We start from the raw sequence: 19,273 nt of genomic DNA on the forward strand, positions 1-19,273 counted from the left end.
CTTAAGGACCTTTTACACGCCACGCGCTCGATCGGCTTTGAATTCCGCAATAAATTGCGGGAAGCGATCTTCGTCTAAGGACAGACGAATCTGGCGCATCAATTCAAGGTAGTAATGCAAATTATGGATCGTGTTCAAACGTGCGCCCAAAATCTCACCGGTACGATGCAGATGGTGCAAATAAGCACGTGAGAAGTTTTTGCAGGCATAGCAAGTACACGTCTCATCAAGCGGTGCTTTGTCTTCTTTGTAGCGTGCATTCTTAATTTTGATATCGCCAAAGCGAGTGAAGATCCAGCCATTACGCGCATTGCGAGTTGGCATCACGCAGTCGAACATGTCGATACCATTGGCGACACCAGCGACTAAGTCTTCTGGCGTGCCAACTCCCATCAAATAGTGCGGCTTATTTTCTGGCAGTTTCGGACCTACATGCGAGAGAATGCGCAGCATGTCTTCTTTTGGCTCGCCGACCGACAAGCCGCCAATCGCCATGCCGTCAAAACCCATTTCGTTCAACGCGGCCAAAGATTCGTCGCGCAAGTTTTCAAACATACCGCCTTGCACAATGCCGAACAACGCATTCGGATTTTCACCGCCGTTGAATTCATTCATCGAACGTTGCGCCCAACGCAAAGACATGCGCATGGACTTGCCTGCTTCTTCGCTCGTCGCAGGACGACCGTCAATTTCGTATGGCGTACATTCATCGAACTGCATCACGATATCGGAATTCAAGGCACGTTGAATTTGCATGGAAATTTCAGGCGACAAGAACAGACGTTCACCACTAATCGGCGAAGCAAACTTCACGCCTTCTTCGGTGATCTTGCGCATCGCGCCCAAAGAGAACACTTGAAAACCACCTGAGTCTGTCAGGATGGGTTTATCCCAGCCCATAAAATCATGTAATCCACCAAACTTATTAACGACGTCCAATCCCGGGCGTAGCCACAGGTGGAAAGTGTTACCCAAAATAATATGGGCATCAATTTCTTTGAGTTCGAGTGGCGACATCGCCTTCACCGAACCGTACGTACCAACAGGCATAAAGATCGGTGTTTCGATCACACCATGGTTTACCGTCACACGACCACGACGTGCCGCAGTAGTTTTATCTTTTTTGAGTAATTGAAATTGCAGCATAGGATTTACCGACCTAAATAAAAATGAAACAAGAAATTAAGAGCTTAAACGCAGATTGAATTTTTTCCGCATATTGTTGCGTATTATTGCGTATCAAATGCTCCGAGAAGTTCAATGTCAGCGATGCAGTACAAGGCGCCAAGCAAGGCAATACTTTGGTATTGCGAACATTAGTAACGCAGTAATGCGCCCTGAGATTGAATTTATTGGTGCGCACTAGAACGGTTAGTTAATAGCATCGCATCTCCATAACTAAAGAAACGATACTTCTGTGCGATCGCATGAGCATAGGCTTCACGTATTGCATCATAACCAGCAAATGCTGATACCAACATCATCAATGTCGATTTCGGCAAATGGAAATTTGTCACTAAGCGATCTACCGTTTTAAATACATATCCTGGGGTAATGAACAAACGCGTATCACCACTGCCTGCGACTAAAGCGCCGCTTTGTGAAGCGGACTCAATCGCCCGCATACTAGTAGTGCCCACGCAAATCACATCTTTACCGGCTGCTTTCGCCGCTTGCACCGCAGCCACAGTTTCTTCTGGCACGGTGTACCATTCGCTATGCATATCGTGTTTGCTGAGGTCTTCCGTACGTACTGGTTGGAAGGTACCGGCGCCAACGTGCAAAGTCACAAATGCCAATTGTATGCCTTTAGCTTTACATTTATCCAAGAGTGGCTGATCAAAGTGCAAGCCTGCTGTTGGCGCCGCAACGGCGCCGGGCACACGTGAATACACAGTCTGATAGCGTTGCTCGTCGAAATCATCCGCCTCATGATTGATGTATGGCGGCAAAGGCAAACGACCGTATTTTTCAATCAGTTCAAACACATCGCCAGGGAAATGCAGTGTAAAAAATTCGCCCGCACGCTCACCCACTGTAACGTCGAAAGCATCTGCCAAACGAATCTTACTTCCTGCCAATGGCGACTTTGAGGCACGTAACTGTACATGCACGATATGTTCGTCAGCGGTATTTTTGATGACGCGCTCGACCAACATTTCGACCTTGCCACCCGTCTCTTTAGCACCGAAAAAGCGTGCCTTTAAAACTCGCGTATCGTTGAACACCAGCAAATCGCCCGCGTGAAGTTGGTCGATAATGTCTGAAAACTGACGATCGACGATGCCATCATCACTAACATGCAATAAACGCGAAGCCGTGCGATCTGGTAGCGCAGTTTGCGCGATCAGTTCGGGCGGTAAGTCAAAATCAAAGTCACTCAGTGAATACATCATAAATACGCCATCAGAACAAAAGGAAAACAGTAAAGTCGCACCATGTTTTCCTCGCCGAAGTAATCATTACTTAGCGGAAGATAAACAATCACACAACAAAAAATCACAGCACTGTATAAAAAACCAGTAGAATCTCGAAAACCAACCCGTCATTTTACCCTATGTCTGAAAGCGCACCTAATAAGGCTAGCAGCAAAAAGAAAGCCCCCGCCAAGCCAGTACGGCTTGAGGAGAAGTTTGCCAAACTTGGCTTACGCTCCGATATGGACTTCGTGCTGCATTTACCTATGCGCTACGAAGACGAGACCGAAATCGTCAGCATGCGCGACGCGGGTTTTCGCGGCGGCAGCTCGGTGCAAGTCGAAGGTGAAGTCACCGAATGCGACATTCAATATCGCCCTCGCCGCCAATTAGTAGTCACCATCAGTGATGACACGGCCCAAGTCGTACTGCGCTTCCTTAATTTTTACGGTAGTCAAATTAAGCAGATGGCGGTCGGCATGCGTGTACGCGCCCGTGGCGAGTTGCGTCATGGTTTCTTCGGCGCGGAGATGGTGCACCCGACTTACAAAATGGTCAATGAAGGCGCGCCGCTGCCGACCGCCTTGACGCCTGTTTATCACGCTGGCGATGGTGTTTCGCAGCTGATGCTACGTAAAGCGATCACCAGTGCCTTGGCTCGCGTGCAGTGGTTTGATACCTTATCCCCCACCATTTTGGGACAAATGGGCCTGCAAGATTTTGAATCTGCGGTCAAGTTATTACACAACCCACCGCCCGATGTCGACCAATACGCTTTACTCGAACACGAGCACCCCGCTTGGGAGCGCATGAAGTTCGACGAATTATTGGCACAACAGCTCTCACTCAAACGGGCACAAGCGTCGCGCCGTGCCAAAGGCGCCACCGCCCTCCCTATCGTTGGCGCGCTGACCCATGCGTTCTTGCAGACCCTGCCCTTTAAACTGACCGGAGCACAAGAACGTGTGTTAGAGGAAATTCGCGCCGACTTAAAACAAGTTTTTCCTATGCAGCGTTTGCTTCAGGGTGATGTTGGCAGCGGTAAAACCATCGTCGCTGCATTATCGGCAACACAAGCGATCGACAACGGCTATCAGGCAGCTTTGATGGCGCCGACCGAAATTCTGGCGGAACAGCATTTCAGGAAGGTGGCTGGCTGGTTAGAACCCTTGGGCGTTAAGACAGCTTGGCTGACTGGCAGTTTGAAAAAGAAAGACAAAGAAAAAGCTCAGGAGATGATCGCTTCGGGTGAAGCACAATTGGTGATTGGTACCCATGCGCTGATACAAGACAGCGTGCAATTTGCCAAGCTTGGTTTAGTGATTGTCGACGAACAGCATCGCTTTGGTGTGGCGCAACGCCTTACACTCAGAAATAAGGCCGAAGCAGGTAAAATTCCTCATCAATTGATGATGTCAGCCACCCCTATTCCGCGCACATTAGCAATGACGTATTACGCGGATCTAGAAGTCTCTGTCATCGATGAACTGCCGCCGGGCCGCACCCCTATCGTCACCCGTGTGGTCGATCAGAATCGGCGCGATGAAGTAATCGAACGCGTTCATGCTGCTGCACTCGAAGGCAAACAAGTGTATTGGGTGTGTCCTTTGATTGAAGAGTCTGAGGCACTGCAATTACAAACAGCCACCGATACCTTAGCCATGCTCAGCGAAGCCTTGCCGGACTGCCGCGTGGGCTTAGTTCACGGCAAGCTCAAAGCCGCTGAAAAGCAAATGGTGATGGACGCTTTCACTCGCAATGAAATTCAAGTCCTCGTAGCAACCACCGTGATTGAAGTTGGTGTTGACGTGCCCAATGCCAGCTTAATGGTGATCGAACATGCGGAGCGTTTTGGTCTCTCGCAGTTGCACCAATTACGAGGACGTGTCGGACGCGGCGCCGCCGCCAGTGTCTGTCTCTTACTGTATCAAGGTCCCTTGGGTCATACCGCGAAACAACGCTTACTCACTATGCGTGAAAGCACCGATGGTTTTGAAATTGCGCGCAAAGATTTGGAACTCCGTGGGCCTGGCGAGTTTCTCGGTGCGCGCCAATCGGGTGAGGCTTTGCTCCGTTTTGCCAATCTCGAAAAAGACCAATACTTGGTAGAAAAGGCGCGTAACCTCGCGGTTGAATTACTGGCACACGACCTTCCTACGGTAGAGGCCCATTTGCAGCGTTGGATGGGGCAGAGAGAGGAATTTCTGCGTGTTTAAGCTTGATCTGCATCAGTCTTGAGCCGTCTACACACCAGCTAGACCTTTTCTTCGGGAAATTTTCTCTGCTCGAAACGCAATTTTCAGTTATCGTAATGCCTGCTTGAATTTCGCCAGCAATCAGATTTTCGACTATCTTCCCCTATCGCCAGAACAACATCATTTTAGGAGTTCTCATGAGTTTAGATTTTTCAGGACGCGTTGCCATTGTTACCGGTGCTGGTGGTGGTTTGGGTCGCGAACATGCACTTGCTTTGTCCAAACGCGGTGCCAAAGTAGTGGTGAATGACCTTGGTGGCGCACGTGATGGTTCTGGTGGTTCTGCTAGCGCAGCACAAGCCGTCGTAGATGAAATTATCGCTGCTGGCGGCGAAGCAATTGCGAATAGCGCTTCGGTAACCGATTTCGCCGCTGTGCAAGCGATGGTGCAAGACGCCATGGATAAATGGGGTCGTGTTGATATCCTAATTAACAATGCTGGCATTTTGCGTGATAAATCGTTCGGCAAAATGGAGTTGGAAGATTTCCGCTTAGTGGTCGAGGTACACCTGATGGGTAGCGTCAATTGCTGTAAAGCTGTCTGGCCTATTATGGTTGAGCAAAACTATGGCCGCATCATGATGACGACGTCTTCGTCAGGTTTGTATGGCAACTTCGGTCAATCCAACTACAGCGCAGCGAAATTAGGATTAGTCGGCTTGATGCAAACCTTGTCGATCGAAGGTGCGAAACACGATATTCGCGTCAACTCTCTAGCACCCACTGCTGCGACTCGGATGACCAACGGTCTCTACCCAGAGGCGATGTTAAACGCGATTCAAGCCAGTGATGTGGTGCCAGCGATGTTGGTATTGGCTGCGCAAGATGCACCGAATCGCACTATCTTGTGTGCAGGTGCAGGTAGCTTTGAAGCAGCACACATTAGTTTGACGCAAGGTGTCTATCTTGGACGTGGTGAGTCAGTCGACGAAGAACTAATGGCCCGCCTGCAAGAAGTCAAAGATAGCAACGAACAAAAGATTCCTGAAAACGGTATGGCACAAGGCCACCAGGAAATCATGGCAGCGATGGCGGCACATCGCGACTAAGCCAAGCTACAATTAACAAAAAGCCCCGTAAGTTGAATCTACGGGGCTTTTTATTTGGAGCTATGGAAGACTAGACTTGCTTTATCTCATGGAGAGTTTATCGCTTATCTTCTTCTCGCTTACAGTTCACTTACAATCCACTCAATTAGTAGACATTTCTTTGAGATTGCCTTTAGAGACATGATCGATTAGTTTAATGCAAGGAACAACACCTACTTCGATCGGTTTGTCTTTTGCCATATAGTCACAATACAATGAACCAAGAATTGCTTAGTTTTGGGGTACCTGCGGAGCTCTGCCAATATTCATGTCAAAAAAAGACGGCTTAATGCGTATCTAGGACTATCCTATCGCTTCTTTACAATTGGTCTCGTCGACCTGCGATAGTACAGCATCACTCTTTGTTTTAACCACTTGAAGAAAACCAGACATCAACATGTCCAATATAGAAAAGACGGCGCCTCTGCCCGACCAACCCTTGCCAGAAAAGCTCACTGCCAAACTTGGCAGTTGGTCTGTGCGTGCCCAGCACTATCCTATCTTTAGTCAAACCTGGTTTCGTTATAGGGCGCTGAGTTTTGCGCTACCGATGGTTGTACTTGCCTTTATTTTAGGTAGCATCGCGGTTCTTATTTCGCTCGAACCTAAAGTCTCGCCAAACCAGGTCAAGCCGCACTTAATGTTTCTCGTCATTTACCTTGGTATTGCCATCAATTTATTACTCGGTAGATGGTTGGCATGCCAAGTTCGTCGACGTAGGTGGTCAGCCAAGAAAGAAAAATATGGAATTGCCGCTGTACTCGTAATTGGGATTGCTTTGTCGTTTGGCATCACCGAGTCTGCAGACCGTGTCTTAGAAAAAAAAGTGACGCAAAGCACGCCAGTCAAAAAGGAAGAAGCTAAAAAAATCATCAATAATGAACAGGTCCAATTCGGCGTAATCATCACCGACGAACCTCCCAAGTCGGAAAGAAAAGCGGGCGTTGTGAATTTGGTTTTTTGGCTCATCTTAATGATTTGGTGGGGCGGCGCTTTTGACTATGTCGCCTACTTAAAACAAGGGCGTGCATTAGAGGAAGCCATGATTCAAGAGAAATTGGAAAAATATAAGCGTGAACGCAATCAAGCACAGATGCGACTTTCCGTACTCGCCAGCCAAGTTGAACCACATTTTTTATTCAACACGCTTTCTGGTGTACGCGCAGCGATGTTGAGCGATCCTGCACGTGGCGTAGTTATAATCGATCATCTCGTCGACTATCTGCGTTCGACCATCCCCCAAATGCGCGACGACGGTAACTTAATGTTGACCACGGTACAGAACCAATTTGAATCAGTCAGAGCCTATCTTGGCGTGATTCATACACGTATCCCACGCCTCAGCTTCTCTATCGAATGTCCGACCGAACTTAAAGATTGTGTGGTGCCACCCCTAATGTTGATTAGCCTTGTTGAGAATGCAGTCAAACATGGGATCGAGCCCAAAAAAGGACCAGTGGAAATTGTCGTGACAGCCAGAAAAGAAAAAAAACAGAATGCATCAATCGGTGAAGAATTGGTTCTGAGCGTCGCAGACAATGGCGTTGGTTTCGGCACGACGAGCTCTGGTACCGGTATCGGGTTAACGAATATCCGCGAGCGACTCAAGCAATTGTACGGTGATGATGCCGCCCTCACGCTGAATATGCGTGAGCAAGGTGGAATTGAGGCGAGCATACGTTTGCCCTTGAGCTTCGACCTCAATCTTGAACTTGAAAATGACAATATTTCTGTATAAGCGAGAACCACATGCCAACCGCCATTATTGCTGACGACGAAGACCTGCAAAGACACGATCTCAAACGTATACTACAAATCGTCTGGCCCGAATTACGCATACTTGCCGAATGCGAAGATGGTGGCGATGCCTTAGATGCGATTGTTAAACTCCAACCTGACATCGCTTTTCTTGATATTCGCATGCCTGAAATCAACGGCCTCGACGTAGCACGGGCGAGCGACGGCAAATGCCGCGTGGTGTTCACGACAGCCTATGACAACCATGCAATTGAAGCGTTCAAGCTAGGCGCCATTGATTATTTATTGAAGCCGATTACCGAGGAACGCTTACAACAAACCATCACGCGAATTCAACAACAGCTAGAAGCCGGAGCGCTTCCGCAGAATTTAATGCAGGTCATGGCAGCGCTCGATCAACAATTGCGTGCTCCGCAAGAGGCAGAAAGAATTCGCTGGATTAGCGCCAGCTCCGGCAATACGATTAAGTTATTTCCGATTGAAGAAGTCTTATTTTTCGAATCGGATCTGCGCTATACCCGTGTGGTCAGCGCCAACGACGAAGGCCATATTCGCACCTCAATTAAAGATCTACAAAAAGGGCTGGCACCCGAACAGTTTTGGCAGATTCACCGCAGTATCATGGTCAACCCGCATGCGATTGCCCGTGCGCGACGCGATGAGATGGGCAATATTTTTGTTGAACTCAAAAATCATAAAGAACAGCTCAAGGTGAGTCAGACCTATGCTTGGCGCTTCAAGAGTATGTAAATCACTTTTTCACGATGTAGTAAACTCTGCCATCAACTCGTAACAAAAGAACATTACACTTCACTCCGTTTTCGAAGGAGGAGTGAAGAGCAATGCAGGCAGCGAGCGCAGGGATTACACCATTTCAATTATGGTTCACATGGTCGACCGTATTTTCTAAGACGGCAAAAGGACGTGAGGAAGTTATTCGTCGTGTGGCTGGGCTCAACGTACGCGAACGCAGTGTCTTGATTATGCTTGATGGTATCAAGCGTTTAGATCGACTTCTCACCGCCATGCCAGAAGAAGAACTTGGAAGAATTGTCGATCGTTTAGCAAAGAAAGAACTGATCCAAGTCAGTGCCGTCGACGAACAAGTCCCTGAAGCAGTTTGCGACGCGACGATTGCTGCCTTTCACCAGCAAGAGGCAACATTAAGCACGGTAAAACCGGCATTTCTCGAAGATCAAGAAAAACTGCGCGAAGTGAAAGACTTCATGACCAGCACGGCACACACCTATCTCGGATTACTATCGGCCGATCTCATTCACCGGATCGAACGCGCTAAAGATGCACCGCAACTCATGGCGGTGGTGGGTCAATGGTATATCGCCCTGCGTGACTCCAAGCACGGACATCGATTCGCCTCGGGTTTTATGGAAAAGACATTGGCGACGTTAAGAGGGGACGCGCATTTGAGCTTATCCGTTGCAACAGAAGATTGAATAAGAATTCATCCTTAATTATTTACCAAGTTATCTGCGCAGTAAAAATCAGTGTTCATGTTTAAGCGACATTGCAGTGCATCAGAACCGAAGGAAAAATTTTTACAGGGAATGCTGACGGCAAGCGCAGTCTGTGCCAAACTCTAGGCATGACACTCACTGAATTAAAATACATTGTTGCAGTTGCCCGTCAAAAGCACTTTGGACACGCGGCAGAGGCTTGTTTTGTCGCCCAGCCGACTCTTTCTGTTGCCATTAAAAAGCTCGAAGATGAATTAGGCGTCACTATTTTTGAACGTGGTGGCACTGAAGTATCGACCACTCCTCTTGGCGCCCAAATCGTGGCTCAAGCTGAACGTGTGTTAGAGCAAACAGCAGTTATCAAAGAAATCGCCAAACAAAACAAAGACCCACTGAGCGGCCCTTTCCGTCTCGGCATCATCTACACCATCGGTCCTTATCTTCTGCCTACCTTGGTCAAAACCATGATAGACAAAGTGCCGCAAATGCCGCTTGTGCTGCAAGAAAATTTCACCGTCAAGCTAATGGAATTGCTGCGTCAAGGTGAGCTTGATGCTGCCATCATGGCACTGCCTTTGCCCGACCAAGGCATGATGGTACAAGCTTTGTATGACGAACCATTTGTAGTCGCCATGCCAAAAGACCATGCTTGGGCCGAGCGCGATTCAGTTTCGGCCGCTGAACTCAAATCCGAGACCATGCTACTCCTCGGCAATGGTCACTGCTTCCGTGATCAAGTATTGGAAGTGTGCCCAGAAATGGCGCGTTTCTCTACGGCGAGCGATGGTATCGCTCGTACTTTTGAAGGCTCTTCACTCGAAACGATACGTCACATGGTCGCATCCGGTATAGGTATCACGGTGTTACCACGCGCATCAATCACTGATATGCATGCTAAAGACAGTATGTTGCGCTATGTACCGTTTAGTGATCGCGCACCAGATCGACGCGTGGTGATTGCTTGGCGCAAGAGTTTTACACGACAAGCGGCGATCGAAGCTATCCGCCAAGCGGTATTGGCGTGTGAGTTGCCAGGGGTCACCATGCTGGATGAAGCCGCCATCGCACAATAGCAGCGCAGCGATAAAAGCAATTGCCGGCTGGTTTATAATGCGTCCTTGTTCTCTATTCCTAGATTAGGTTTTTCGCCTGATTGAATGCTACCAATGGACGCTCTATTGCAACGCCTCGCGCTTTACCACAAGCTGATTCGCCTCGATAAGCCTATCGGCATCTTGCTACTCTTGTGGCCTACCCTAGCCGCACTATGGCTGGCTAGCGGCGGCATTCCAACTTGGCATTTACTGCTGATCTTCACACTAGGAACAGCCTTGATGCGCTCCGCAGGTTGTGCCATCAATGATTTTGCCGATCGCGATTTTGATAAATTTGTTCAACGTACGGCAGAGCGTCCTCTCACCAGCGGCAAGATCAAAAGTTGGGAAGCCGTAATGGTTGCGGTGATTTTAGCCTTGGTTTCGTTTGCCCTGATTCTGCCCCTCAATGCGCTGACCAAACAATTGTCCGTCGTTGCCGTGATTGTGGCTGGCAGTTACCCCTATTTCAAACGATTTTTCGCTATTCCGCAGGCCTACCTTGGCATCGCCTTTGGCTTTGGGATTCCCATGGCCTATGCCGCCGTTGGCAATTCTGTGCCTGCTATCGCTTGGTATCTATTGGTCGCCAATATTTTTTGGGCGATTGCCTACGACACGGAATACGCGATGGTCGATCGTGAAGATGATTTAAAAATCGGTATCAAGACTTCTGCCATTACCTTTGGCCGCTTTGATGTCTTGGCTGTCATGTGTAGCTATGTACTCTCTTTCGCCATCACTGCCTATTGTGGCTACCTAGTAGGTGCCGGCCTAGCCTACTTTATCGGTATAGCTATCGCTGCAGCCATCTCGGTCTATCACTATCAATTGATCAAAGCTAGAGAACGCATGAGCTGTTTTGCCGCCTTTCGCCATAACAATTGGATAGGTGCAGCGATTTTTGCAGGTATCGTCGTCGACTTTGCCCTACGCTAAATCGCTACAACCGGCTGCTGGAGGCCAAGGCAGATCCGGCTTTCGCCTAAGTGCATCACGTTTGTGCTAACGCAAATGCGATTCCTATATCAGCACTACACTCAATCTAGTGCTGATTGAAGTGCATACCACCAAAGGAATCGTCATGAGCAACGTTGAACAAACCAAAGAAACCCTACTCCGTGAACTCAATCAAGTGCTGCATGATGCACAAGAATTGATCAAAAATTCCGAGCAACAAGCAGGTGAAGGTTTTCACAGTGCCAAAGAAAAACTCGAAAAAACGCTAAAGACCGCTAAAACCGAGATGCATCGCATTGAAGGTGTAGTGGTACAAAAGGCTAAGGATTCGGCACAAGCAACCGACCACTATGTTCGTGAAAATCCATGGAAAACCGCGGGTATTGCCGCTGGTGTTGGCCTACTCGTCGGTCTCTTGATTGGTCGAAATAAGTAAGCGAAAAAGTCGACTCAGATGACGATCTCAGACAGTCTTGCGCGTTTTTCCGCCTCCGTTTTGGAGACGGTGCAAACGCGCCTTGAATTATTCAGCGTAGAAACTGAAGCGCGGCTGCAAGCCTATATCCGCTATCTGCTGTGCTCTTTAATTGCGATATTGTTCGCTAGCGTAGGCTTAATGCTGCTATTGCTTTTGGTGATTGCCTATTACTGGGACACCCATCGCCTTTTGGCGATCGGGTGTATGGCAGGCGCATTTCTAGGCCTTGCACTTTGTCTGTTCGCATGGGTCAAAAATAGTCTAGCAATGCAGCCGAAATTATTTGCTTTGAGCAGCGCCGAACTGGCACGCGACGTGGAGCAATTACGTGCTGCCGCAGATCGGCAAGGATAGTATGCCGACCAGACCACTCTCAATAGTCGTTAGCGGTGAACAACGTGTCTTACAACGTATAACGCAACTACAAGTGCGTTGCCAACTACAGCGTGAATATCTGGCGCGCGATGTTCGAGAACTGCAACCAATTTTGAGCAGCTTGGATCAATGCGCTGAAGTCATGACCGTCGCCAATCAATTTTCAACACCGCTTAAATACGGCGTCCTCGCCGGCTTAGCAGGCCTCGTGCTCAGTCGTCCCAAGAAAGCCTTATCTTTGGCGGCAACCGCCGTTCGCTATTGGTCATGGTGGCAGCGTTTGTCACCCTTATTTAACGCTGTAGTGAGTGCCTCACGCCGTTCAAATTTGGACGCGCAGAACACTGCGCCATAATCATTTTTCGTTACGAGTCGCTAAATAAAGTGCTCGATCTTCCGCTTCTTGACGCACCAATTCAATCTCTTCGATGACTGCATCAAGGTCCACCATCTTGGTGGGAGCTGCCACTTTTCCGGTTAGAGGTGTTTCTGGGCTTAACAAGCTAGCAGCATATAACTGCCAGATTTCTTTACCATATTGAGTTCCACTCAGTTCAGGCGCGAATTGAGAGAAATACTGTGTCAGGTTATCGACGTCGCGGATCAACATACTTTCGGCGCCCATATTGCCTGCAGCGTTGATCGCTTGCGGTAGGTCGATAATCACTGGGCCATCGGCATCGAGCAAAATATTAAACTCAGACAAATCGCCATGCACAATGCCAGCGCCCAACATCAACACTACTTGATGCAGTAGTTGGTGAAAATAGGTGCGCGCGGTATCGGCATCAAGTGCAACGTCGTTTAACCGAGGGGCGACATCTCCCTGACCATCGCCGATGAGATCCATCAGTAACACACCCTCAAAACAAATGTAAGGCTTCGGCACGCGTACGCCGGCGGCGGCTAACTTGTACAGCGCATCGACCTCGGCATTTTGCCAAACTTCTTCTTGCATCTTGCGCCCGTATTTACTGCCCTTCTGCATGGCACGAGCTTGACGGCTGTTCTTGACGTTACGACCTTCTTGATAAGCGGCTGCTTGTTTAAAGCTACGTTGACTGGCTTCTTTATAAACTTTGGCGCAACGGATCTCCTCGCCACAGCGTACTACATATACTGTGGCTTCTTTTCCGCTCATGAGCTGGCGCAAGACTTCATCTATCATGCCCTCTTCCACCAGCGGAAGTAATCGTTTAGGTGTTTTCAGATGGACTTTCGAAATTCAAAAAATTAAGGTTAAAGGATTACTTGATTAGGGTAACTGACCAAATTCATCACCGAGCTGTTTGCCGCGCTGAGCTGCTGCTGTCACGCCAAGCTCGATTGCAGTTTTTATTTGACTGTCGTCAAAACTGCATAGTGCTGCGTACGTTGTCCCGCCTTTCGAAGTAACGCGCTCACGCAGTATATTCACAGGTTCATTCGAACTTATCGCTAACTCAGCTGCTCCACGAAAGGTTTGCAATGCCAAAGTGTTGGCATCTTCGGCATTAAAACCCAATTTAATCGCGGCCTCTTGTAAGGCTTCTATAAAATAGAAAACATAAGCAGGACCACTACCAGAGACAGCAGTCACTGCGTCAATCATCGACTCTTCCTGCACCCACACGGTTTTACCGACCGCTTGCATAATGCTTGTAGTCTGTTGGCGCTCGTCAGCGCTCAATCCATCAAGTCCAAATAAGCCGCTCATTCCCAGACCGAGCATGGCGGGGGTATTTGGCATCGCACGAGCGATTTTCGGATAGCCTTTTAACCATCGAGAGATATCACTGGCACGAATGCCAGCAGCGACAGATAACAATAATTGCTGACCCAGATATGGTGAAAATTGTGTCATTACCTCACGCATGCTCTGCGGTTTAACGGCAAACACAACCACATCCAAATCACGCAAAGATTCATCCATCTGTGCTGCCACACTCACCCCGAAACGCTCGCGCAGATGATCCAATCCTGCTGGATTTAAATCTACGACATGGATCTGTGTCGCAGAATCCAGCACTTTTACCAAACCACTAATTAAAGCAGAAGCCATGTTGCCGCCGCCGATAAAGCCGATCTTCAAACTAGACTGCATAATTTCTTTTCCCAAAAATAGCACTGCCAATTCTTACCATCGTACTGCCTTCTGCTACCGCAGCTGCAAGATCACCGCTCATTCCCATTGAGAGCGTATCAAGCTGTATGCCTTCTTGTGTTAGCTGCTGTGACAATTCGCGTAAAGCAGCGAAAGAGCGTCGTTGTGCAGACTCATCTTCTGTTGCCTCTGGTACAGCCATCAAACCTCGCAATAGCAAGCCCGGCAAACTCTGAATTTGGCGCGCTAAGGCGGCACATTGATCTGGCGCGATCCCACTTTTACTCACTTCACCACTAATATTGACCTGGATACACACATTGAGCGGCGGGAGGTGGGCTGGCCTTTGCTCTGATAGTCGAGACGCTATTTTGTCGCGATCAACAGAATGCACCCACGAAAAATGCTCGGCAATCGGGCGCGTTTTATTACTTTGTATCGGGCCGATAAAGTGCCATTCAGGTGCAGGCTTGCCTATCGCATTGCCATCCACCACTGGCAAACCCAATAATTCTGCAACTCTTGCAATTTTATCGACCCCCTCCTGTACATAGTTCTCGCCAAATCTGATTTGACCCGCTTGCCAAGCTGTTACCACATCTTCAGCTGGAAAGGTCTTAGAAACTGCCAATAAAACAATATCAGTTGGATTCCTGTCATAGCACTGCGCAGACTGCGCAATTGCCTCGTGTACGGCTTGCAAGTTTTGAGAGATTGAGGACATAATCAAGTAATCAGACGAATTCCCAGTTTTAGTATTGGATTATAAATGGACATCTCAGAACTTCTCGCATTTTCGGTTAAGAATAACGCATCCGATCTTCACTTATCTTCAGGTTTGCCACCGATGATTCGTGTCCATGGCGACGTACGACGCATCAATTTGCCGCCATTAGAACACAAAGACGTCCATTCGCTGATTTACGACATTATGAATGACGGTCAGCGTAAGCAATATGAAGAAAACCTCGAATGCGACTTTTCTTTTGCGATTCCGGGTTTGGCTCGTTTCCGTGTCAATGCGTTTAACCAAGAACGCGGCGCAGCGGCTGTTATGCGTACCATTCCTTCCAAGATTTTATCCTTGGAACAGTTGAATGCTCCGAAGTGTTTCGCTGAATTCTCGCTAAAGGCACGCGGTTTGGTTCTCGTCACCGGGCCAACAGGCTCAGGCAAGTCGACCACCTTGGCCGGCATGGTGAACCACGTTAATGAAAATGAATATGGTCATATCTTGACCGTTGAAGATCCAATCGAATTTGTGCACGACTCGAAAAAATGTTTGATCAATCAACGTGAAGTCGGCCCGCATACCCACTCCTTCTCAAATGCCTTGCGCTCTGCACTGCGTGAAGATCCTGACGTCATTCTGGTGGGTGAGTTGCGTGACTTGGAAACCATTCGTTTGGCACTCACCGCTGCGGAGACAGGTCACTTAGTGTTCGGCACTTTGCATACATCTTCCGCTGCTAAAACCATCGATCGTATTATCGACGTCTTCCCTGCGGAAGAAAAAGAAATGGTGCGTGCGATGTTGTCTGAATCTTTGCAAGCGGTTATCTCACAAACCCTGCTCAAGACTAAAGATGGATCTGGTCGCGTTGCTGCACATGAAATCATGGTCGGCACTCCAGCGATTCGTAACCTGATTCGCGAAGCGAAGATTGCGCAAATGTACTCAGCCATCCAAACAGGTAGCAACATGGGTATGCAGACACTAGATCAAAATCTCTCGGATTTAGTACGTCGCAACGTCATTTCAGCGGCAACCGCACGCGCAGCAGCGAAGATTCCAGAGAATTTCCCTGGCTAATATTTTTACTTTTTACAGCATTTTTTACAGTATTTTTAAGGACGTTTCATGGAACGCGATCAGGCCACCAAATTTATGAACGATTTGCTCAAACTGATGTTGAGCAAAAATGGTTCCGATCTTTTCATCACCGCGGAATTTCCACCTGCGTTCAAAATTGATGGCAAAGTCACCCCAGTTTCAAACCAAGTATTGAGTTCTGCTCACACGATTGATTTGGCGCGCGCGATTATGAATGACCGCCAAGCGTCAGAATTTGAATCGACTAAAGAATGTAACTTCGCGATCAATCCACCAGGCCTTGGGCGCTTCCGTGTCTCTGCGTTTTTGCAACAAGGTAAAGTTGGTATGGTATTACGTACGATTACGTCAGCGATTCCAACTTTCGATGAATTGCGCCTTCCCGGTCAATTAAGAGACATCTCGATGACCAAGCGCGGCTTGGTTATTATGGTCGGTGCGACAGGTTCTGGTAAATCAACTACCTTAGCTGCCATGGTAGGTCACCGCAACGCCAATAGTCACGGACATATCATCACAATTGAAGATCCAATTGAGTATGTTCACCCACACGGCAATTGCATCATTACACAACGTGAAGTTGGTATCGATACCGACGATTGGGAAATCGCTCTCAAGAATACCTTGCGTCAGGCACCCGACGTGATTCAAATTGGTGAGATCCGCTCCCGTGAAACGATGGACTTAGCGATCGCTTTTGCTGAAACGGGTCACTTATGCTTGGCCACGCTGCATGCGAACAGCGCTAACCAAGCGCTTGACCGTATGATCAACTTCTTCCCTGAAGAACGCCGCCAGCAATTGTTGATGGACTTATCTTTGAACTTGAAGGCCGTTATTTCTCAACGCTTGGTTCCACTACGCAATCAAAAAGGTCGTGTGGCGGCAATCGAGATCATGCTCAATACTCCATTGATTTCAGACCTCATCTTTAAAGGTGATGTCCACGAAATCAAAGAAATCATGAAGAAATCAGAAGAGCTAGGCATGATGACTTTCGACAAAGCACTATTCGATTTACATGAAGCAGATTTGATTTCTTATGAAGACGCGTTACGAAACGCAGACTCTGTTAATGAGCTTCGCCTTGCAATTAAACTTAAAGGGAAAGATGCTAGCAATCGCGATCTTTCGGCTGGCACGCATCATCTTGGTATCGTATGACGAGTATCGATTTTGCGCTTGAAACTATCGATGGAAAACATGTCACATTGCAGCAATTTCCTGCTAAGGCATACCTAATCGTCAACACCGCCAGTCGCTGCGTCTACACAGCACAATACGCTGGCCTTGAAGATCTGTATCAAGAGTTCAAAGACCAAGGATTGCAAATTCTTGGTTTCCCTTGTAATCAGTTTGGTGCCCAAGAGCCGGGGGAGAATCAGAACATCGGTGAGTTTTGCCAGCGTAACTATGGGGTCAGCTTTCCCATGTTTGCGAAGATAGACGTCAATGGTGAACATACTCACCCATTATTCCATCACCTCAAAGAAATGGCTCCTGGCATTCTCGGAAGTAAATCGATTAAGTGGAACTTCACCAAATTTTTGCTTACGAGCGATGGTAGCGCAATCGAACGTTTCGCACCACAAACAACGCCATCAAACCTTCGTTTGGCAATCGCCGAACTCTTAAAGAAAAGCTAAAGATTAACTACTTATTGAGATACAGGTCGATTTCCTGCTCCGTAAACATGGCAAGTTCCGCATATAACTCTGGGTTCTCGGTTGCCAAGAAGCGGTAACGTTCAAGGTAAAGCCGAGCCATGTCCGGATAAACTAAAATAGCTTTTCGCACTTGATATTTGGCCGCCTCAGTCTGTCCTTTCTCCGCCAGAAGTGCGGCCTGCCGATACATATTTTCTGGCAAAGGTGCAAAACGGATCAGGCGTTGATTCAGCTTTAGCTTCTCCTGCACTGGTCCATCATGAGCAACGAATAGCTCTGGTGCATAACCTTCAATTAAAGGCTGCAAGACCCAAAGTTGATGTAACTCCCTCAATCGTTCCGCCGTCGTATCCGATCGCAGCTCATTTGCGCTCGCCTGGTTGAAGATCGTTTCAAATTGTTTGTATTGATATCCCCAATAAGCTGCAATACTTAACAAGAATATGGCAGCCATACCGATGAGGGTGGATTGCACTTGCCCCCAGCATATGGTCCATGGTTGGTCATCAACAAAACTCAACAGCAAAGCGGCGTAAATTGAAAAATAGGTAAAGTAAAGCGGCTGCTCAAGTAAGCTATGGATCAACAAAATTCCCAATAACATCGCTATAAAAAAGCGGGACGTTGAGCTCTGACGCCAACTACGCCACGGGATACTGGCCAGAATCGGCGAACAGATTAAGAACAGACCGACTACCCCTAACGTAGCGAGTAGCTGCAAGAAAATGTTGTGTGCGTATTGGTCGACACCCCACATATTTGGGAGACTTCCCGTCCCGATTTGTTCGGTTAGGCGCCAAGCGAACGCGTCAAACCCCACCCCAAGCAGTGGTGATTCTTGCGCCATTTCAAGACTATGTCGCCATAAAAATGCTCGCGCTCCCAGGCTCTCAGAAAGATTCGTAAGACGTTTCAACTGGGGCAACGCTGAACCTTGCGAAACAAGTCCTACAAATACGATCAAAAAAATGATGAGCCCAAGGATAAGATAAAGGGAGCGAACCGACCACCTAGTTCTAACCAAAGAAGAAAAACGATGCCACGACAGGATTAAGACCATCATCGCGGCGTAAATGTAGGCACTACGCGATGCAGAGAGAAAAAGTCCTACCAGTAAAGTAGTCAATGCCAAGAGAGTTGTTCTTAAGGAGATTTTGTTCGTCAGGCTCAAATAGGACATCGAAGCTAAACCAAACGCAAGATAAGTCGCATAGTGATTTTGTTGCGCGATATTTCCATATACACCAGAGGCTATCATTGGGTTAGCAATCAAGCCCGCAAAGACCTTCGCATAACCTAAGGCTTGTACGAATCCAATCAAGGCACATAATACGCTTCCGATCAACACCGACTGCGCAATCTTCGTCATCAGCACCTGTATGCCACATGCTTTTTTCAGCGTCGCCCCAACCAACATCAACAAACACAAAAATGCCCCACACATCAGCATCAAAATGGCATTACTTGCATACGCAAAATATCCTGAACTCCACTGCAGAAGTACTAGAAGAACAAAGAAAACGGGAGCCAAGATATTACGCGGCAAAGAGATCGTTGGCATTGAGCTATGACTGATCATCATGCCTAACACCGCCGTCATCCCCAATATGTAGGCTGCCAACTCAGAACAAAAGGATGTAAATGGTAGCGTGTGCCAAGGGAGAAAAAATGGAATATTCAGTGCAAGACAGAGTAGAAGAAGAGGCAGCGAGTACTGCGCTTGCACTTGCTGTTGTCGTGCAAGTTGTTCTTGTGTTTGATTCAAATACATAAAGTGTATCTACAAAAA

Annotated in this window: 19 protein-coding genes; 13 read left to right on the forward strand and 6 right to left on the reverse strand. The window is 48.0% G+C overall.

Translation table 11 applies throughout. The features are described from left to right. Window positions 1-12: 12 nt before the first annotated feature. Both tgt and queA read right to left on the reverse strand, forming a co-directional pair. Window positions 13-1,146, reverse strand: a complete 1,134-nt coding sequence (gene tgt, locus H8K36_RS08240) for a tRNA guanosine(34) transglycosylase Tgt (RefSeq protein ID WP_186916123.1) — start codon at window positions 1,144-1,146, stop codon at window positions 13-15. 203 nt (window positions 1,147-1,349) lie between these two features. Further along, window positions 1,350-2,393, reverse strand: coding sequence for a tRNA preQ1(34) S-adenosylmethionine ribosyltransferase-isomerase QueA (queA, locus tag H8K36_RS08245; RefSeq protein ID WP_186916318.1), 1,044 nt, complete (start codon window positions 2,391-2,393; stop codon window positions 1,350-1,352). Between the two features lie 164 nt (window positions 2,394-2,557). Between queA and recG the strand changes: the two genes are divergently transcribed. The 10 genes from recG to H8K36_RS08295 all read left to right on the forward strand — a co-directional run bounded on the left by recG (window position 2,558) and on the right by H8K36_RS08295 (window position 12,255). Continuing rightward, window positions 2,558-4,633, forward strand: a complete 2,076-nt coding sequence (gene recG, locus H8K36_RS08250) for an ATP-dependent DNA helicase RecG (protein WP_186916121.1) — start codon at window positions 2,558-2,560, stop codon at window positions 4,631-4,633. Between the two features lie 176 nt (window positions 4,634-4,809). Beyond that, the gene (locus H8K36_RS08255) at window positions 4,810-5,721 is read left to right on the forward strand and encodes an SDR family NAD(P)-dependent oxidoreductase (protein WP_186916120.1); all 912 of its coding nucleotides are present in this window, start codon (window positions 4,810-4,812) and stop codon (window positions 5,719-5,721) included. A gap of 436 nt (window positions 5,722-6,157) precedes the next feature. After that, complete coding sequence (locus H8K36_RS08260; RefSeq protein ID WP_186916119.1) at window positions 6,158-7,498, forward strand: sensor histidine kinase; 1,341 nt, start codon at window positions 6,158-6,160, stop codon at window positions 7,496-7,498. Window positions 7,499-7,509: 11 nt separating this feature from the next. Beyond that, entirely contained in the window at window positions 7,510-8,268 is a 759-nt protein-coding gene (locus H8K36_RS08265; protein ID WP_186916118.1) for a LytR/AlgR family response regulator transcription factor, read from the forward strand. Window positions 8,269-8,360: 92 nt separating this feature from the next. Then, the gene (locus tag H8K36_RS08270; protein ID WP_186916117.1) at window positions 8,361-8,972 is read left to right on the forward strand and encodes a hypothetical protein; all 612 of its coding nucleotides are present in this window, start codon (window positions 8,361-8,363) and stop codon (window positions 8,970-8,972) included. 149 nt (window positions 8,973-9,121) lie between these two features. Beyond that, window positions 9,122-10,066, forward strand: a complete 945-nt coding sequence (locus H8K36_RS08275; protein ID WP_186916116.1) for a hydrogen peroxide-inducible genes activator — start codon at window positions 9,122-9,124, stop codon at window positions 10,064-10,066. Window positions 10,067-10,159: 93 nt separating this feature from the next. Next, entirely contained in the window at window positions 10,160-11,026 is an 867-nt protein-coding gene (gene ubiA, locus H8K36_RS08280) for a 4-hydroxybenzoate octaprenyltransferase (protein WP_230404412.1), read from the forward strand. A 145-nt stretch (window positions 11,027-11,171) separates the two neighbouring features. After that, window positions 11,172-11,483, forward strand: a complete 312-nt coding sequence (locus tag H8K36_RS08285) for an ElaB/YgaM/YqjD family protein (RefSeq protein ID WP_186916115.1) — start codon at window positions 11,172-11,174, stop codon at window positions 11,481-11,483. Window positions 11,484-11,501: 18 nt separating this feature from the next. Next, window positions 11,502-11,879 carry a phage holin family protein gene (locus H8K36_RS08290; RefSeq protein ID WP_186916114.1) on the forward strand — a complete coding sequence of 126 codons (378 nt, stop codon included), beginning with the start codon at window positions 11,502-11,504 and terminating at the stop codon, window positions 11,877-11,879. A gap of 1 nt (window position 11,880) precedes the next feature. Continuing rightward, complete coding sequence (locus H8K36_RS08295; protein WP_186916113.1) at window positions 11,881-12,255, forward strand: YqjK family protein; 375 nt, start codon at window positions 11,881-11,883, stop codon at window positions 12,253-12,255. Here H8K36_RS08295 and H8K36_RS08300 read toward each other — a convergent pair whose 3' ends face one another. The 3 genes from H8K36_RS08300 to H8K36_RS08310 are packed head-to-tail and all read right to left on the reverse strand — an operon-like array spanning window position 12,256 to window position 14,707. Further along, window positions 12,256-13,110, reverse strand: a complete 855-nt coding sequence (locus tag H8K36_RS08300) for a PA4780 family RIO1-like protein kinase (protein WP_186916316.1) — start codon at window positions 13,108-13,110, stop codon at window positions 12,256-12,258. A gap of 45 nt (window positions 13,111-13,155) precedes the next feature. After that, window positions 13,156-13,983 carry a pyrroline-5-carboxylate reductase gene (proC, locus tag H8K36_RS08305; protein WP_186916112.1) on the reverse strand — a complete coding sequence of 276 codons (828 nt, stop codon included), beginning with the start codon at window positions 13,981-13,983 and terminating at the stop codon, window positions 13,156-13,158. Continuing rightward, window positions 13,973-14,707 (reverse strand): YggS family pyridoxal phosphate-dependent enzyme, encoded by a 735-nt coding sequence (locus H8K36_RS08310; RefSeq protein ID WP_186916111.1) that lies wholly within the window; start codon window positions 14,705-14,707, stop codon window positions 13,973-13,975. The genes proC and H8K36_RS08310 overlap by 11 nt, the downstream gene beginning before the upstream one ends. A gap of 45 nt (window positions 14,708-14,752) precedes the next feature. Between H8K36_RS08310 and H8K36_RS08315 the strand changes: the two genes are divergently transcribed. From H8K36_RS08315 to H8K36_RS08325, 3 genes are read left to right on the forward strand one after another with little or no spacing between them, the layout of a single operon-like run. Further along, window positions 14,753-15,796 (forward strand): type IV pilus twitching motility protein PilT, encoded by a 1,044-nt coding sequence (locus H8K36_RS08315; RefSeq protein WP_186916110.1) that lies wholly within the window; start codon window positions 14,753-14,755, stop codon window positions 15,794-15,796. Between the two features lie 48 nt (window positions 15,797-15,844). After that, the gene (locus H8K36_RS08320; protein ID WP_186916109.1) at window positions 15,845-16,981 is read left to right on the forward strand and encodes a PilT/PilU family type 4a pilus ATPase; all 1,137 of its coding nucleotides are present in this window, start codon (window positions 15,845-15,847) and stop codon (window positions 16,979-16,981) included. After that, a complete protein-coding gene (locus tag H8K36_RS08325; protein ID WP_186916108.1) occupies window positions 16,978-17,463 on the forward strand; it encodes a glutathione peroxidase in 486 nt (161 codons plus the stop codon). Before H8K36_RS08320 ends, H8K36_RS08325 begins: the two co-directional genes overlap by 4 nt. A gap of 7 nt (window positions 17,464-17,470) precedes the next feature. Here H8K36_RS08325 and H8K36_RS08330 read toward each other — a convergent pair whose 3' ends face one another. Beyond that, on the reverse strand, window positions 17,471-19,255 hold the full coding sequence (locus tag H8K36_RS08330; protein ID WP_186920443.1) for a PglL family O-oligosaccharyltransferase: 1,785 nt from the start codon (window positions 19,253-19,255) through the stop codon (window positions 17,471-17,473). Between the last annotated feature and the right edge of the window lie 18 nt (window positions 19,256-19,273).

The organism is Affinundibacterium nitidum (genome assembly GCF_014284155.1).
Taxonomy (GTDB): Bacteria; Pseudomonadota; Gammaproteobacteria; order Burkholderiales; family Burkholderiaceae_D; genus Undibacterium; species Undibacterium nitidum.

What these genes read in the sequence shown, in the direction of transcription:
- H8K36_RS08285 (WP_186916115.1), top strand. Translation starts at nt 11,172, where the DNA reads ATGAGCAACGTTGAACAAACCAAAGAAACCCTACTCCGTGAACTCAAT.
- H8K36_RS08275 (WP_186916116.1), top strand. Translation starts at nt 9,122, where the DNA reads ATGACACTCACTGAATTAAAATACATTGTTGCAGTTGCCCGTCAAAAG.
- recG (WP_186916121.1), top strand. Translation starts at nt 2,558, where the DNA reads ATGTCTGAAAGCGCACCTAATAAGGCTAGCAGCAAAAAGAAAGCCCCC.
- H8K36_RS08260 (WP_186916119.1), top strand. Translation starts at nt 6,158, where the DNA reads ATGTCCAATATAGAAAAGACGGCGCCTCTGCCCGACCAACCCTTGCCA.
- H8K36_RS08255 (WP_186916120.1), top strand. Translation starts at nt 4,810, where the DNA reads ATGAGTTTAGATTTTTCAGGACGCGTTGCCATTGTTACCGGTGCTGGT.
- H8K36_RS08265 (WP_186916118.1), top strand. Translation starts at nt 7,510, where the DNA reads ATGCCAACCGCCATTATTGCTGACGACGAAGACCTGCAAAGACACGAT.
- ubiA (WP_230404412.1), top strand. Translation starts at nt 10,160, where the DNA reads ATGGACGCTCTATTGCAACGCCTCGCGCTTTACCACAAGCTGATTCGC.
- tgt (WP_186916123.1), bottom strand. Translation starts at nt 1,146, where the DNA reads ATGCTGCAATTTCAATTACTCAAAAAAGATAAAACTACTGCGGCACGT.
- H8K36_RS08295 (WP_186916113.1), top strand. Translation starts at nt 11,881, where the DNA reads ATGCCGACCAGACCACTCTCAATAGTCGTTAGCGGTGAACAACGTGTC.
- queA (WP_186916318.1), bottom strand. Translation starts at nt 2,393, where the DNA reads ATGTATTCACTGAGTGACTTTGATTTTGACTTACCGCCCGAACTGATC.
- H8K36_RS08270 (WP_186916117.1), top strand. Translation starts at nt 8,361, where the DNA reads ATGCAGGCAGCGAGCGCAGGGATTACACCATTTCAATTATGGTTCACA.
- H8K36_RS08320 (WP_186916109.1), top strand. Translation starts at nt 15,845, where the DNA reads ATGGAACGCGATCAGGCCACCAAATTTATGAACGATTTGCTCAAACTG.
- H8K36_RS08330 (WP_186920443.1), bottom strand. Translation starts at nt 19,255, where the DNA reads ATGTATTTGAATCAAACACAAGAACAACTTGCACGACAACAGCAAGTG.
- H8K36_RS08325 (WP_186916108.1), top strand. Translation starts at nt 16,978, where the DNA reads ATGACGAGTATCGATTTTGCGCTTGAAACTATCGATGGAAAACATGTC.
- H8K36_RS08290 (WP_186916114.1), top strand. Translation starts at nt 11,502, where the DNA reads ATGACGATCTCAGACAGTCTTGCGCGTTTTTCCGCCTCCGTTTTGGAG.
- H8K36_RS08310 (WP_186916111.1), bottom strand. Translation starts at nt 14,707, where the DNA reads ATGTCCTCAATCTCTCAAAACTTGCAAGCCGTACACGAGGCAATTGCG.
- H8K36_RS08315 (WP_186916110.1), top strand. Translation starts at nt 14,753, where the DNA reads ATGGACATCTCAGAACTTCTCGCATTTTCGGTTAAGAATAACGCATCC.
- proC (WP_186916112.1), bottom strand. Translation starts at nt 13,983, where the DNA reads ATGCAGTCTAGTTTGAAGATCGGCTTTATCGGCGGCGGCAACATGGCT.